The following is a 14,660-nucleotide window of genomic DNA, read 5'->3' as shown; positions in this document are numbered from 1 at the left end:
GTCAGATCTCCATGACCTCGGCCTCTTTGGCCTTGAGCATCTCGTCGATCTTCTTGATGTAGGCGTCCGTGTGCTTCTGCACCTTCGCCTGCTCGCGGCGTACCTCGTCCTCGGAGAGCTCCTCGTCGCGCTCGAGCTTGCCGTTCACGTCGCGGCGGATGTTGCGGATGGAGACGCGCGCCTGCTCGGCGATCTCGCGGCACTCCTTCACGAGTTCGCGGCGGCGCTCCTCGGTGGGCGCCGGGAACGGCAGGCGGATGACCGTGCCGTCGCTCGAGGGGGTGATGCCGAGGTCGGAGGCGTTGAGGGCATGCACGATGCCGTTCAGGACGGACTTGTCCCAGGGCTCGATCATGAGCATGTGCGCCTCGGGCACCTTCACGGCGGCGACCTGCGTGATGGGCGTGGGGACGCCGTAGTAGTCGATGGTGATGTCGGAGAGGATGTTCGCGTTGGCGCGGCCGGTGCGCACCTTGGCGAACTCATGCGTCAGGCTCTCGATGGTCTTGTCCATGCGTTCGGTGATCTCGGCCATGTTAGTCCTCCTTGACGACGGTGCCGACGGGTTCGCCCATGAGGGCGCGCTTGATGTTGCCATCGCCCTCGATGTTGAGGACGATGATGGGCATGTGGTTATCCTGGCAGAGCGCCGCGGCCGTGGAGTCCATGACCTGCAGCCCGCGCACGAGCACCTCGTGGTGCGAGATGGTATCGAAGCGCACGGCGTCGGCGTTCTCCTTGGGGTCCTTGTCGTAGATGCCGTTCACCTTCGTGGCCTTGATGAGGCAATCGGCGTCGATCTCGCAGGCGCGGAGCGCGGCGGCGGTGTCGGTGGTGAAGTAGGGGTTACCCGAACCGGCGGCGAAGATGACGATGTCGCCCTTCTCGAGGTGGCGCATGGCGCGACGGCGGATGTAGGGTTCGCAGACCTCGTTCATCTGGATGGCGCTCATGACGCGGCATTCGCAGCCCGCACGCTCGAAGGCATCCTGCAGCGCGAGCGCGTTCATGACGGTCGCGAGCATGCCCATGTAGTCGGCCTGCGCGCGGTCCATGCCCTTCGCGGCGCCGGCCATGCCGCGGAAGATGTTGCCCCCGCCCACGACGACGCCGATCTCGATGCCGTCATCGTGTAGTTCGCGGACCTGGGCGGCGAGCCGATCGGTCACCTCGGGATCGATGCCGTAGCCGCCCTCCCCCATGAGCGCTTCGCCCGAGAGCTTGAGCAGCACGCGCTTGTATCGATATTCGGACAAGGAATGCCTCCTTTTGGTCGTACCTTACGACATTCTAGCAAAGAGCATATGTAGCTGGACATAGAATGAATAACCTCGGAGATATCCCATTGCGCGTGAAAATGTTCTCAAGCTAATACCTGCAGGCACATTGCTCATTCTTGACACTGCAGGACGATTCTCCCCGCCCAAAGAATTATGTTGTTTTTAGTTGTCCGCCCATAACGAAACGCAGTGCCCGACGGTATTCCTAAACCGTTCAAAGTCGTAAGGTAACCATATGTCGAATGCATAAAAATACATGTCAAATCCGAAATAGAATAAAGTTAGATCGCGTGAAGGGAGTGCGCCATGAAGAACAAAACGAACTTTGATCGTCGGCATGCCCTTGGATTGCTTGCATCGATTCCGGTACTTTTGACACGTCCTGTTTTTGCGTACGCAGAGGACGATTCAACGAAATGCGCGTCAGAAAATCAAGTCCCCTTCTCGAAGGAAAATGCGTCGGCCGCTGCCTTAAACTTAGCAGCTACTTTTGGAATCGCAGACCTGGTATGTTCTGAGATTATCCCGTTGTTTAACGAGGATGATTGCTTTATTGGATATATTGTTACCCTTAGAAAAAATGACAATCCTAATGGCTACGTCGTTTTGGATAGAACATCCGAAAACCTATTTTACAGACTTCTCTTTCGCTGCTAATTCTCGGCCGCCTATAATTGTCGATGAACAATTAAATCTACCTAACAGCCATAGCCTTGATGAAACTGAAAATGCGCAAACGTTTGGAGCTGCGACTAAAATTTCGCCGTTTGAGTATCGAGTAAAACCGTATTACCCTGTCGATACGTTAGATTCTGAAACAATTTTGGATGACTACACTATTTCAGCAGACTATATATTTAGCAGTGGCAAGGTTACATATATGAAGACCTGGCCTCAATACTACGGTATTGAGTCGGATCAATTTATTCTTGATTGCGGTAGATATGCATGCGCAGTCGTTGCTTGCTATGTTTTATTAGGCTTTTTAGTAAATTATACAAGCCCTGATGGCGGTGTTAATAAGGCCGTATTTGATCAGCTTTGGACATATACAAACACGAAAGAGTATATCGATGAAGTGCTTGGCATTCCTTGCGGAGCAACTGGGCTTGAAGACGCAACAAAAGGACTTGCAAAGTATTGCAACGATAAATATGGAAAATACGGTAATTACCAGGTGTACGATCAGGTAACGCCAGCTGTAATTACTGACGCAATTGACAAGGAATATGGATGTCTGCTCTCTGTCAGACGGCAAGGGTTTGTCCCGCATGCATGTGTGGTTGAGGGGTATGTAAAAGCGACAATGCCTAACGGACTAAATGCAACTTACTTCATTATATACGACGGCTGGTATTCCCCTGGACGTTATGTTGACTTAACTCCATACCAACATGAAACAAGCTATCCGTTTGGGGCAGGATTAATTAAATGAACATGAAGCCAAGTCCAAATCAGATTGCCGCCATCTTGATTAGCTGCTTACTGATATGCGTCATCGCATTGGCGTGCTATTCATGCAGCAATCAGGACGAGATCATCTTCGATTCGAGACCGATGCTTAACAACGCGCGGTAAAAGTACCGACGTTTCAAAATAGTTCGCGCCCGCCCCCATAATGCGTTATGGGGGCGGGCGCGAAACAGTTGACTGTAAACTCTATAAACTAGACTAAAGCGCTTACGCGTCGCCGCGGGCGATGCGGTCGAAGGCGACGATCTGGATGGTGTCGCCGAGCTCCTTGCCGACCTTATCGGCGTACTTGGCGATGGTGAGGTCGCCGTCCTTGATGAAGGCCTGCTCGGTGAGGACGACCTCCTTGTAGAACTTCTCGAGACGGCCGGTGGCGATCTTCTCCTGGATGGCCTCGGGCTTGCCGGACTCAGCGGCCTGCGCCTTGTAGATGCTCATCTCGTGCTCGACGGTCTCGGCGGGCACGTCCTCGCGACGGGCGCAGATGGGCGCCACGGCCGCGACCTGCATCGCGACGTCGTGCGCGAAGGCCTTGAAGGCCTCGGCCTGGGCGGTCTCGGGCTTGTCGAAGGAGAACTCGACGAGGACGCCGATCTTGCCGCCCATGTGGACGTAGCTCGAGCAGGCGCCGTTCTCGGCCTTGCGATAGGCGAAGCGGTTGATCTTCATGTTCTCGCCGATGACGTGGATGAGCTCGGTGAGCGCAGCCTCGACGGTCTCGCCGTCCATGTCGGTGGCGAGGAGCGCCTCGACGCTCTCGGGCTCGGTTGTGGCGACGACCTCGGCGAGCTTGGCGGCGAAGCCGGTGAACTTGGGGTTGGAACCCACGAAGTCGGTCTCGCAGGCGACCTCGACGAGCGCGGCGAGCTTGCCATCCTCGGAGACGTAGGCGCCGATGGCGCCCTCGTTGGTGGCGCGGCCGGCCTTCTTCGCGGCGGCGGCGAGGCCGTTCTTGCGAAGGATGTCGACGGCCTTCTCCATATCGCCCTCGGCCTCGACGAGCGCCTTCTTGCACTCCATCATGGGCGAGTCGGTCATGTCGCGGAGCTCCTTGACCTGGGCGGCGGTGATGTTTGCCATGAGCGGATCCCTTCTATGAGATGCGGGTGATGAGACGCCCGCCCCGGTTGCCCCGGGACGGGGATGCGTTCGGGCGGGTTACTCGGCGGGAGCGGCCTCGGTCTCGGTGACGGCAACCTCGACGACAGTCTCCTCGGCGGGAAGCTGCTCGGCGGCCATCTCGGCCACGGTGACCTCGGGCTTGTCGCTGCCGGCGAGGCAGGCGTCGGCCATAAGCTCGCACATGAGCGTCACCGAGGAGATGGCGTCGTCGTTGCAGGGGATGCCGATGCCGTTGGTCGCCTCAATCTCATCGGGGTCGGAGTTGGTGTCGATGAGGGCGATCACGGGGATGTTGAGGCGACGGGCCTCCTTGATGGCGTTCTCCTCGCGCTTCGTGTCGATGACGAAGAGCGCGGCGGGCAGACCCTTGAGGTCGCGGGCGCCACCGAGGTTGGCCTGGAGCTTCGCGAGCTCCTTGGTGAGCACGGACTGCTCCTTCTTGCCGCGGAGCGCCATGGAGCCGTCCTCGACCATGGTCTCGAGCTCCTCCATGCGGTTGATGCGCGAGCGGATGGTCACGAAGTTCGTGAGCATGCCACCGAGCCAGCGCTGGTTGATGTAGGGCATGCCGCAGCGCTCGGCGGCGGCGCGCACGGGCTCCTGGGCCTGCTTCTTGGTGCCGACGAAGAGCACCTTGCCGGAGCGGGCGGCGTTGCGGATGAAGCTGTAGGCCTTGTCCGCGTTGACGATGGTCTGCTTGAGGTCGAGGATGTAGATGCCGTTGCGCTCGCCGAAGATGTAGGGCTTCATCTTCGGGTTCCAGCGGCGGGTCTGATGGCCGAAGTGGCAACCGGCCTCGAGCAGGGTGCGGATGTTGATCTTGGTAGCCATGTAAACCTCCTGTGGTTCTGCCTCCGCGCGGGGTCATCCCTTCCCCACCACCCGGGTCTTCGCTACCAGGACCCGGGCACCACGGCAGGAAGGTAGCCGCGCGTGCGTGATACGGTACGTCGCCGAATCGGCAACGCACGGTATGATAGCAGCATCCGCCCCATATTCCAAGCCCGGAATCGCGTGCGTGCGAGATATCCGCGGATCGGCCACGAGCCTCGCTCAGCCGCGGGGATGCGCCTGGTGGACGGCGCCCTTCAGGCGCTCGGGCGTGAGGTGCGTGTAGAGGGTCGTGGTCGAGAGGCTCGCGTGCCCGAGGAGCTCCTGGACGCTCCGGAGGTCCGCTCCGCCTGCGAGCAGGTCGGTCGCGAACGTGTGCCGCATGACGTGGGGCGTCACGTCCGCAGGCAGGCCCGCCGCGCGGCAGAGGATCCGGAAGCGATACCTGAGGGCGTTCGCATCCATGCGCCGCCCCCGGCTCGAGATGAAGAGCGCGCGCTGAGCGGCGTCCGCGTGCCCCGAGGCGCGCAGGAGCTCGGGCCTCCCCTGCTCCTCATAGCGGGAGACGGCGTCGAGCGCGCGGTGGTACACCGGGACGATCCGCTCCTTCGAACCCTTGCCGAAGAGGCGCACGGTGCGCGTCGAGCGGTCGATGTCTTCGATATCGAGCCGTGCGAGCTCGGAGATGCGCGCGCCCGTCGCATAGAAGAGCTCGAGCATCGCGGCATCGCGCAGGCCCGCCGGGGTGGTGGTATCCGGCGTCGCGAGCAGACGGGTCATGTCGGCGGCGGTGATCGTCTGGGGCAGGTTCCGGGGGATCTTCGGCATCTGGATGGACGAGGCCGCCTCATGCTCGACGACGCCGGGCTGCGCCCAGCGGAAGAACGACCGGAGCGCGGAGAGGCGCGCCGCGATGGTGCGCGGGGCGTAGCGCGCCTGTTTCAGGTCGGCGAGGTACCGCCGGAAATCGTGCGCCCCCGCCGCGAGCCCGTCGATGCCGTGGCGCGCGCACCACAGGCCGAAGGCCTCGATATGGCCCTCATAGGCGCGCACCGTCTCCGGCGAGCAGCCGGCGACGCGCGCGATGTAGGCGATGAACGCGTCGAGCGCCTCGGCAAAGCGCGCGTCGAGCTCCGCGTCCGCCTCCCCCTCGCGCTGCTCCGCGCTCATGGGCGCGCCACCGCCGCATCGAAGAGGTCGGGGCGGGTTGCGATGTAGCCGTCGAGGTCGCGCAGGGCGCGCTCGGCATAGGCGTGGTAGCGTTCGCGCTTGCCCCGCTTCACGCCGTCGGTGAGCGGCGGCACGAGGCCGAAGTTCACGTGCATGGGCTGGTAGCCCTGCGTCTCGGGGTCGGTCGCATACGCGACGAGCGCACCGAACGCGCCCGTCACAGGCAGGGCGACCGGGTCGGCGCCGATGAGGTCCGCGTAGGTATTGAGCGCGGCCAAGAGCCCCGATGCGATAGCCTCGGTGTACCCCTCCGTCCCCGTGATCTGGCCAGCGAAGCGCACCGTGGTGCCGGGAACCGCGAAGGTGCGGTCGAGCACGTGGGGCGCATCGATGAAGGTATTGCGGTGCATGACGCCGTAGCGGAAGAACTCGGCCTGCTCCAAGCCGGGGATCATGTGGAACACGCGGCGCTGCTCGGGGAAGGTCAGGTTCGTCTGGAAGCCGACGAGGTTATAGGCGCTGCCCTCCCGGTTCTCCGCACGCAGCTGGATTGCCGCCCACGGGCGTCGCCCGGTGCGCGGGTCGGTGAGGCCCACCGGCTTCATGGCGCCGAAGCGCAGGGCGTCATGCCCGGTGCGCGCCACCTCCTCGGCGGGCTGGCACGCCTGGAAGAGGCCGCCCTTCTCGAAATCGTGCAGCACGACGCGGTCGGCGGAGACGAGCGCGTCGATGAAGGCATCGTATTCATCCTTCGTGAAGGGCGCGTTGAGGTAATCGCCCGCGCCCTCCTCGCCGTAGCGCGACTGGCTGAAGAGCACGGAGCGATCGATCGTCGAGGCGTCGACGATGGGCGCCGCCGCATCGAAGAACGATAAAGCGTCTCCGCCCACGAGCGCATGGATCTTCTCCGAGAGCGCCGGCGAGCAGAGCGGGCCCGCGGCGATGACGCAGCGCCCCTCGGGGATATCGAGGGCCTCGGCGCGCACGAGCTCGATGGCGGGGCATGCCTTGACGCGCGCCTCCACGAGCTCCGAGAACCGCGTGCGGTCGACCGCGAGCGCGCCACCGGCCGGAACGGCGGCCTCCTCCGCGCACGCGAGCAGGGAGGAGCCCATGCGCGCGAGCTCGAGCTTGAGGAGGCCCGCCGCGCTCTCGAAGCGCGTGGACTTGAAGGAGTTCGAGCACACGAGCTCGGCGAGGCCGGCCGTCGCTTGCGCGGGCGAGGGCGTCTGGGGGCGCATCTCCACCAAGCGCACGGGCACCCCGCGCGCCGCGAGCGCGAGCGCGCACTCGCTTCCCGCGAGCCCGCCGCCGATAACCGTCACCGTATCAAAAGCCATGCATGTCCTCCTTCGTCGAATCATCCCCTATTGTGGCCGAAGGTCGTCCGCTCGTGAAGCTCCTCCTTGGTAGGAGCATATCGGCCGTCGCGGAGCTGCTCGATGCGCCCCTCGATGACGAGCGCGCCGAGGAATTCCATGCATCCGCGCGCGTCGAGGCCGATGAGCCGGGCCACCTCGTCCGAGCGCAAGGGCGAAGCCACGAGCGCGGATATGACGCGTCCCACCCGCTCGTCCTCCTCCACAGGACCCGTCGCCTGCCCATGCGAGAACCGGAGCGTCCCGAAGATGCGCGAGATGGCAACCTCGAGCGCCTCCTCATCGGAGATGCAGCACGCACCGGTCGCGATGAGGTAGTTCGAGCCCCTCGAATTCGGGGAGAAGATGGAGCCCGGCACCGCGAGCACCTCGCGCCCGATCGCATCGGCCGCCTCGGCCGTGGAGAAGGTGCCCGAGGGCATACCCGCCTCGCCGACGAACACCGCCCGCGCGAGCGCCGCGATGACGCGGTTGCGGCGCGGGAACAGGTACGGCCGGGGGTCGCAGCCCCAAGGCACGAGCGACACAACCGCCCCACCGGTCGCGAGCGCCTGCTCGATGAGGGCCGCGCTCGTCCGGGGATAGACGACGTCGGCACCGCACCCGAGCACGATGACGTGCCTCCCGCCCTGATGGAGCGCCTCCCAGCCCGCGCACTGGTCGCACCCGAGCGCGCCGCCCGAGATGACGGTGAGCCCCGAGGCGACCGCGATGCGCGCGGCGAGCTCCGTCACCGCGGCGCCATAGGGCGTCATGCGGCGCGTCCCCACGATGGCGAGGCCGGGGGCGGCGAGCGCCTCGGGGTCCCCACGGACGTAGAGGCGCTCTGGCGGGTCCAAAAGGTCGAGGAGCGCGGGCGGATAGAGTGCATCCCCTGGCACGAGCTCCCAGCGAGCGTCTTGGTTGCGAGCATCCATCACGCGGCACCTCCCCGGTACATCGCCGCCTCGAGCACATGCGCGCGCCCGACTTCCGCGGACTCATCGATATCCGCGATCGTCCGCGCGATGCGGCAGAGGCGCTTGATGCCCCTCCCCGTGACGTGGAGCCGCTTCGAGATGCCGAGGAGGGTGTCCGTCGCCTGGTCATCGAAGGAGAAGCCATCGATGGCGCGGTCAAGCGCGGAGCCGCACGCGGGCTTGTCGATGCGGGCTGCCGCGCGCTCCCGCTCGGCGCGATACGCCCGCCCGCGGGCTACCATATCGCCCAAGTCCGCGGTTGAGAGCCCCTCGGCTCCCTTGATGATGAGCTCGGGCTCCGGGCGGTGCACGTCGATGACGATGTCGATGCGGTCGATGAGGGGCCCCGCGAGCTTGGCGCGGTAGCGCTCGATGGCGCTCGCCGAGCAGCTGCACGGCACCTCGCGGTCGCCCAGATAGCCGCACGGGCAAGGGTTGCTCGCCGCGAGGAGCTGGAACCGCGAGGGGAACGCGTACGTCCCATCCACCCGCACGATGCGCACGCAGCCCTCCTCCATGGGTTGGCGCAGCATCTGGAGGACGTGCGCCGGGAATTCCGCGAGCTCGTCGAGGAAGAGCACGCCGCCATGCGCGAGGCTGATCTCGCCCGGCCGCACCGGCCTCCCGCCCCCGACAAGTCCCGCCGACGAGATGCTGTGGTGCGGGCTGCGGAACGGTCGCCTGCCGGCGAGCAGACCTGAGAGGTCCTCGCCTGCGACCGAGTGGATGCAGAGGGCATCCTGCTGCTCGGCACCCGCGAGCGCGGGTAGAATCGTCGTCATGCGTCGGGCGAGCATCGTCTTGCCCGAGCCTGGCGTCCCGACCATGAGCATGCCGAGCTCTCCCGCCGCGGCGACTGCCATCGCACGCTTGGCCTGCTCCTGTCCCACGACGTCGGCGAAATCGAGGGTGTCCGGCAGGGCGTTCGGAGCGAGCATGGCCTCCGGGGGAAGCTCGGCCGCGGCACCGATCCCTGCGCGGAGGCGCCCGATATGCGCGAGCGCCGCATGTGAGCAGCCCGGCAGCGCGAGTTCGGCGAGCGGGCCGGCGCCGATGAGGCGAAGCCCCTGCTCACGGGCGAGGATCTGGTACGCGATCGCGCCGCGGACCGCGCACACCGTCCCGTCGAGCGCGAGCTCGCCCACGAAAAGGCAGTCGTCGAGCCCCTGCCGGGGGATCTGCCCGGATATGGCGAGGATGGCCACCACGATGGGCAGGTCGAGCCCCGAGCCCGTCTTGCGCATATCGCCGGGCGCAAGGTTAACCGTGATGCTGCAGCGCGGAACCTCGAACCCGGCGCTCCGCATCGCGCCGCGCATGCGCCCGCGGGCATCGAGAATCGTCGAGTCGGGCATGCCGATGATCGAAAGCGAGGGCAAGCCGCCGCCGAGCGCGACCTCGACCGTCACGGGAACCGCCTCGACGCCGCGCAGACAGGCCGCATGCACGGCGAACACCCGCCCGGACATCAGTCCGCCTCCCAATCGAAGACGCTGTAGAAGTGCTTGATGCTCGCTTCCATGCCGGAGCGGAACACGACGCTCACCACATCGAAGCGGATGGCCATGACCGGGAACCGGTCCATGAGGTAGCAGGAGGCGATCCTGCGGTAGCGCTCGCGCTTGCGCGCGTCCACCGCCTCCTCCGGGCGCAGGTCGTCCCGGGCTCGGGCGCGCCGGGACTTGACCTCGACGAGCACGATCTCGTTCGATTCGAAATCGTAGGCGATGAGGTCGGCCTCGCCTTCCGCGCAGCGGTACCCGTGCTCCAAGATGTCGTAGCCGCGTTCCTCGAGATAGCTCGCGGCGATGAGCTCGCCCGTCGCCCCGACCTGCTGCGGCGTCATATCGGCGAGCGTATCCGTCGCGGGCGCCGCATCTGAGCGCTGAGCCTCGACAGGCGCCTGCTCCTCAGTGTCCGTGGGAAACCCGTCGCTTGCCCCGTGCCGCTTCGTCTTCCGTCCCATAGCGCGCTCCCTCCACTCGGTGTGGAGCCATCATCCATGGGTCATCCGACAGATTTCCAAGTGTTTCTGGCACGAACCTGGCAGGAACCTTGCACGGGGCTGGCACCTCGACCAAACGCCGAGCTCACGCAAGCGCGCACATCGTCACAACAGCCATACCAGTGCTAAAAGAGGCGCTGCGTCTCCAGAAAGTTTCCACAGAAGCTCACGCGGTGCTCCTCGGTGAGCCCGTGGGCGCGGATCGCGGCGATGTGCTCCGGGGAGGCGTAGCCCTTGGATTCCGCGAAATGGTAGCCCGGATAGAGCGCGTCGAGCTCGACCATGTGCGCGTCGCGCGTGACCTTCGCGACGATCGAGGCGGCGGCGATGCAGGCCACGCGCGCGTCCCCGTGCACGATGTCGCGCTCGTGCGGTACGGCGCCGAGCGGGTTGCCGTCCATGAGCACGCAGGCAGGCGCGAGCCCGGTGTCGCGCACCGCGCCTGCGACCGCCTCCCGGAGCGCCGCAGCCATGCCGATGTCGTCGATGCGGTGCGCGGAAACATGGTAGAAGCCGATGCCGCGGGCGACCTCGGCGATGCGCGCGGCGAGCACCTCCCGGCGCGAGGGCGTGAGCTTCTTGGAATCGTTCAACCCCCAGATGATGGGCTCGCTCGGCAGGCAGACGGCGCACACGGTGAGCGGCCCCGCGACGGAGCCGCGGCCGACCTCGTCGACGCCGATGACGACGCCCTCCCCGCCGAGTTCGCGCATCTCGCGGTACATGAGCTCCACGCGCTCATGCTCCGCCTGCTCGCGTCCCAGGCGCCGGCGGGCGCGCTCCACGGCCTGCTGCACCTGCTTGCGCGGGTCGGAGGCGTAGCGCTCGCACAGGGCGGGGAGCTCGTCTATGGTCGCGCTCCCCAGCACCGCGGCGACGTGCGCGGCCGAAAGCGAGCTCGTCTGATTCGCCATAGGGCACCTTCCTCTACTGACCCGGCGATGCGGCCTGTCCGCAGGCGCGGCATCGCCCGTGCAAAAGAAAAAGGCCGCCCTAAAGGACGGCCTTCGCGTGCGAGGATATCGCTTAGCGCTTCTCGGGGATGCGCGCAGCCTTGCCCACGCGGTCGCGCAGGTAGTAGAGCTTGGCGCGGCGCACGCGACCATGGCGCACGACCTCGAGCTTGGCGATCTTGGGGCTGTGGAGCGGGAAGGTGCGCTCGACGCCCACGCCGAAGGAGATCTTGCGAACGGTGAAGGTCTCACGCGAGGAGCCGCCGCTCATGCGGATGACGTCGCCCTGGAAGACCTGGATGCGCTCGCGGTCGCCTTCCTTGATGCGGTAGTGCACCTTGACGTTGTCGCCGACGCGGACCTGCGGGATGTCCTCGCGGATCTGCTGCCGCTCAATTGCGCGGATGTAGTCCATTTCAAATCCTCACTCTAATCCAGAGGTGCCGCACCCGTGAGCCGGCACATGGGTTTGCCAAACGTTGCAATTATACACAGACCGCCCAGCCCCGCAAGGGAGAAAACGCCCGTCGCGGGGAAATCACCACGTTCACGCGGCGCTGCGCCGGAAGCCCGATCATCCTTTCTCAGCGCGCCGCCTCCGCGAGCTTCGCCTGCGCAGCCGCGAGCCGCGCGATGGGGACGCGGTAGGGCGAGCACGAGACGTAGTCCACGCCCGCGGTGTTGAAGAGCCCGCGGATGGAGGCGGGGTCGCCGCCGTGCTCGCCGCAGACGCCACAGTGCATCGCGGGCTTCACGGAACGGGCCTTCTCCACCGCCATGCGGACGAGCTCGAGCACCGCCTTGTCGATGGTCTCGAACGGGTTCTTCTCCACGAGTTTCCTGTGCAGGTAGACGGGCATGAACTTGGATTCCGCGTCGTCGCGCGAGAAGCCGAAGGTCGTCTGCGTGAGGTCGTTCGTGCCGAAGCAGAGGAAGTCCGCGCTGCGGGCGATCTCGTCGGCGGTGAGGCAGGCGCGGGGCAGCTCGAGCATCGTGCCCACGGGGATGTCGAGCGCCACGCCGAACTCCGCGGCGACCTCGGCGATGACCTGCTCGCACACGGCGCGCATCTGCACCTGCTCGGAGGCGAGCGCCACGAGCGGCACCATGACCTCGGGCCGGGGGTCGAGCCCCTCGTCGCGGATGAGCGTCGCCGCCGCGCTCGCCACAGCGCGTACCTGCATGAGCGGGAGCTCGGGGAACACGAACGACAGGCGCACGCCGCGCAGGCCGAGCATCGGGTTCATCTCGGCCATGCCGTCGATGCGGCGGAGGCGTGCGCGCAGGGGCGCGAGCTCCGCATCCGAGGCGCCCGCGGCCTCGCGGCGCGCGATGTCCACCTCGAGCTCGCGCGGGGCGTCGAGGAATTCGTGGAGTGGCGGGTCGATGAGGCGCACGACCACGTCGCGGCCGTCCATGGTGCGGAACATCTTGAGGAAGTCGCCCGTCTGCACCGCGAGGAGCTCGGAGAGCGCTTGCTCGCGCACCGAGGGGTCGTCGCTCAAGATGAAGGTCTGGATGATGTTCTTGCGCTCGCCGAGGAACATGTGCTCCGTGCGGCAAAGCCCGATGGCCTCCGCCCCGAACCCGAGCGCGAGCTCAGCGTCCTCGGGGTTGTCGGCGTTCACGCGCACGTGATACGGGTGCGTGCTGCCGGGCTGCAGGCGGATCTCGTCTGCCCAGGAAAGGATCGTCTCGAGGTCGCCGGTGAGCTCGACCGAAACGAGCGGCACGGCGCCCGCGACCACGATGCCCTCGGTGCCGTCGATGGAGATGACGTCGCCCTCGCGGAGCACGATATCGGTGCCCGCGACGCGCGCCTCCTTCGCCGCCGCGTCGATCTGGATGGCCTCCGCGCCGCAGACGCAGGGCGCCCCCATGCCGCGCGCGATGACCGCGGCGTGGCTCGTCTTGCCGCCATGGCTCGTGAGGATGCCCTCGGCGGCGACCATGCCCTTGAGGTCGTCGGGGTTCGTCTCCCAGCGCACGAGGATGACCTTGCGCCCCTCGGCCACTGCGGCGACGGCATCATCGGAGCTGAACACGACTTCTCCCACCGCGGCGCCCGGGCTCGCGTTCAGGCCGCGCGCGAGCACCTCGAAGTCCGCGCTTGCATCGAACTGCGGGTGGAGCAGCTGGTCGAGCTGGGCGGGGTCGATCCGCCGCACGGCCTCCGCGCGGTCGATGAGTCCCTCCTCGACCATGTCGATGGCGATGCGCAGGGCCGCCTGCGCCGTGCGCTTGCCCACGCGGGTCTGGAGCATCCAGAGCTTGCCCTGCTCGATGGTGAACTCGATGTCGCACATGTCGTGGAAATGTCCCTCGAGGATCTGGAAGATCCGCTCGAGGTCCGCAGCCGCCTGGGCGAGCGCGGGGTACTCCCCCATCTTCTGGATGGGCTCGGTGTTGCGGATGCCCGCCACCACGTCCTCGCCCTGCGCGTTCACGAGGAAGTCGCCGTAGCGCTCGCGCGCGCCGTTGGCGGGGTTGCGCGTGAAGGCCACGCCGGTCGCTGAGCTCTCGCCCTTGTTGCCGTAGGCCATGGCCTGCACGTTCACCGCCGTGCCCAGGTCGTCGGGGATGTCGTTCGCCTTGCGGTAGATGCAGGCGCGCTCGTTCATCCAGCTGCCGAAGACCGCCTCGATGGCGAGCTTGAGCTGGACCGCAGGATCCTGGGGGAAGGCGATGGCGCCGTCGACGATAAGCTCCGGGTGCTCCGCGGCCGAGACGTTCGCGCGAAAGATGCCCTTGAACTCCTCCACGAGCTCATGCAAGTCGTCGGCGGACAGCTCGGCGTCGGTGCGCACGCCCGCGATGAGGCGCTTCTCGGTGAGCGCGTTCTCGAAGAGCTCGGCGTCGACGCCCATGACGACGTCGGAGAACATCTGGATGAAGCGGCGGTACGAATCCCATACGAAATGGGGGTCGCCCGTCTGCGCGATGAGCCCCTGGGCCGACGCGTCGTTGAGGCCGAGGTTGAGCACCGTGTCCATCATGCCCGGCATGGAGAACGGCGCGCCCGAGCGTACGGACACGAGGAGCGGGTCGCGCGCATCGCCCAGGCGCTTGCCCATGCGCTCCTCGAGGTCGCGCGTGGCGGCCTCGATCTCGTCGAGTGCGCCGGCGGGCCAGACGTTGCCCGCGTCCGCATATTCCATGCAGGTCTGGCAGGTGATGGTGTACCCACCGGGCACCGGAAGGCCGATGCGGCACATCTCAGCGAGGTTCGCCCCCTTGCCGCCGAGCATGTACTTCATGCTCGATGCGCCCTCCGTCACATCGACCCCGTTCGCATCGCTCCCGAACCGGTAGACGCGCTTCGTATCGCTCACGATACTCCCCCTTTCGACGGCCGCAGCCGTGAATCGTGGTACGACAAAGCCCATCGGGCGATGGGCTCAGCGCGAGTATACGAAAGGGTTCGAAAGCGCGTTTGCAAACGATATGAAGCACGGTTGACGGTATGAAAGCGGCGGTGAGCGGGTGGC

At 65.7% G+C, this 14,660-nt stretch carries 13 protein-coding genes; 1 reads left to right on the top strand and 12 read right to left on the bottom strand.

The window, feature by feature from the left end; translation table 11 throughout:
* Position 1 precedes the first annotated feature (1 nt).
* Positions 2–535, bottom strand: a complete 534-nt coding sequence (frr, locus tag BN423_RS01690; protein WP_019238552.1) for a ribosome recycling factor — start codon at positions 533–535, stop codon at positions 2–4.
* A gap of 1 nt (position 536) precedes the next feature.
* Positions 537–1,256: a UMP kinase gene (pyrH, locus tag BN423_RS01685; RefSeq protein WP_019238551.1), complete on the bottom strand. Its 720-nt coding sequence runs from the start codon at positions 1,254–1,256 to the stop codon at positions 537–539.
* 616 nt (positions 1,257–1,872) lie between these two features.
* On the opposite strand from pyrH, the gene BN423_RS11495 reads away from it, so the two are divergent.
* Positions 1,873–2,715 carry a hypothetical protein gene (locus BN423_RS11495; protein ID WP_154820289.1) on the top strand — a complete coding sequence of 281 codons (843 nt, stop codon included), beginning with the start codon at positions 1,873–1,875 and terminating at the stop codon, positions 2,713–2,715.
* Between the two features lie 245 nt (positions 2,716–2,960).
* Here BN423_RS11495 and tsf read toward each other — a convergent pair whose 3' ends face one another.
* From tsf to ppdK, 10 genes are all read right to left on the bottom strand, one after another.
* A complete protein-coding gene (tsf, locus tag BN423_RS01675) occupies positions 2,961–3,833 on the bottom strand; it encodes a translation elongation factor Ts (protein ID WP_019238550.1) in 873 nt (290 codons plus the stop codon).
* Positions 3,834–3,911: 78 nt separating this feature from the next.
* The gene (gene rpsB, locus BN423_RS01670) at positions 3,912–4,706 is read right to left on the bottom strand and encodes a 30S ribosomal protein S2 (RefSeq protein ID WP_019238549.1); all 795 of its coding nucleotides are present in this window, start codon (positions 4,704–4,706) and stop codon (positions 3,912–3,914) included.
* 222 nt (positions 4,707–4,928) lie between these two features.
* Positions 4,929–5,876, bottom strand: a complete 948-nt coding sequence (locus BN423_RS01665) for a tyrosine recombinase XerC (protein ID WP_019238548.1) — start codon at positions 5,874–5,876, stop codon at positions 4,929–4,931.
* Complete coding sequence (trmFO, locus tag BN423_RS01660) at positions 5,873–7,216, bottom strand: methylenetetrahydrofolate--tRNA-(uracil(54)-C(5))-methyltransferase (FADH(2)-oxidizing) TrmFO (protein ID WP_019238547.1); 1,344 nt, start codon at positions 7,214–7,216, stop codon at positions 5,873–5,875. Before trmFO ends, BN423_RS01665 begins: the two co-directional genes overlap by 4 nt.
* Positions 7,217–7,236: 20 nt before the next feature.
* The gene (locus BN423_RS01655) at positions 7,237–8,172 is read right to left on the bottom strand and encodes a DNA-processing protein DprA (RefSeq protein WP_019238546.1); all 936 of its coding nucleotides are present in this window, start codon (positions 8,170–8,172) and stop codon (positions 7,237–7,239) included.
* Positions 8,172–9,683, bottom strand: coding sequence for a YifB family Mg chelatase-like AAA ATPase (locus BN423_RS01650; protein WP_019238545.1), 1,512 nt, complete (start codon positions 9,681–9,683; stop codon positions 8,172–8,174). Before BN423_RS01650 ends, BN423_RS01655 begins: the two co-directional genes overlap by 1 nt.
* Positions 9,683–10,180: a YraN family protein gene (locus tag BN423_RS01645; RefSeq protein ID WP_019238544.1), complete on the bottom strand. Its 498-nt coding sequence runs from the start codon at positions 10,178–10,180 to the stop codon at positions 9,683–9,685. Before BN423_RS01645 ends, BN423_RS01650 begins: the two co-directional genes overlap by 1 nt.
* Before the next feature lie 164 nt (positions 10,181–10,344).
* Entirely contained in the window at positions 10,345–11,133 is a 789-nt protein-coding gene (locus tag BN423_RS10580) for a ribonuclease HII (RefSeq protein WP_026097300.1), read from the bottom strand.
* 112 nt (positions 11,134–11,245) lie between these two features.
* A complete protein-coding gene (rplS, locus tag BN423_RS01625; protein WP_019238540.1) occupies positions 11,246–11,587 on the bottom strand; it encodes a 50S ribosomal protein L19 in 342 nt (113 codons plus the stop codon).
* Between the two features lie 169 nt (positions 11,588–11,756).
* A complete protein-coding gene (gene ppdK / locus BN423_RS01620) occupies positions 11,757–14,504 on the bottom strand; it encodes a pyruvate, phosphate dikinase (RefSeq protein WP_019238539.1) in 2,748 nt (915 codons plus the stop codon).
* Positions 14,505–14,660: the final 156 nt, after the last annotated feature.

The organism is Enorma timonensis (assembly GCF_000321165.1).
GTDB lineage: Bacteria > Actinomycetota > Coriobacteriia > Coriobacteriales > Coriobacteriaceae > Enorma.
This window is presented reverse-complemented; position numbering and strand designations above follow the sequence as displayed.

What these genes read in the sequence shown, in the direction of transcription:
- rplS (WP_019238540.1), bottom strand. Translation starts at nt 11,587, where the DNA reads ATGGACTACATCCGCGCAATTGAGCGGCAGCAGATCCGCGAGGACATC.
- trmFO (WP_019238547.1), bottom strand. Translation starts at nt 7,216, where the DNA reads ATGGCTTTTGATACGGTGACGGTTATCGGCGGCGGGCTCGCGGGAAGC.
- frr (WP_019238552.1), bottom strand. Translation starts at nt 535, where the DNA reads ATGGCCGAGATCACCGAACGCATGGACAAGACCATCGAGAGCCTGACG.
- BN423_RS01655 (WP_019238546.1), bottom strand. Translation starts at nt 8,172, where the DNA reads ATGGATGCTCGCAACCAAGACGCTCGCTGGGAGCTCGTGCCAGGGGAT.
- BN423_RS11495 (WP_154820289.1), top strand. Translation starts at nt 1,873, where the DNA reads ATGGCTACGTCGTTTTGGATAGAACATCCGAAAACCTATTTTACAGAC.
- BN423_RS10580 (WP_026097300.1), bottom strand. Translation starts at nt 11,133, where the DNA reads ATGGCGAATCAGACGAGCTCGCTTTCGGCCGCGCACGTCGCCGCGGTG.
- BN423_RS01645 (WP_019238544.1), bottom strand. Translation starts at nt 10,180, where the DNA reads ATGGGACGGAAGACGAAGCGGCACGGGGCAAGCGACGGGTTTCCCACG.
- BN423_RS01665 (WP_019238548.1), bottom strand. Translation starts at nt 5,876, where the DNA reads ATGAGCGCGGAGCAGCGCGAGGGGGAGGCGGACGCGGAGCTCGACGCG.
- rpsB (WP_019238549.1), bottom strand. Translation starts at nt 4,706, where the DNA reads ATGGCTACCAAGATCAACATCCGCACCCTGCTCGAGGCCGGTTGCCAC.
- BN423_RS01650 (WP_019238545.1), bottom strand. Translation starts at nt 9,683, where the DNA reads ATGTCCGGGCGGGTGTTCGCCGTGCATGCGGCCTGTCTGCGCGGCGTC.
- tsf (WP_019238550.1), bottom strand. Translation starts at nt 3,833, where the DNA reads ATGGCAAACATCACCGCCGCCCAGGTCAAGGAGCTCCGCGACATGACC.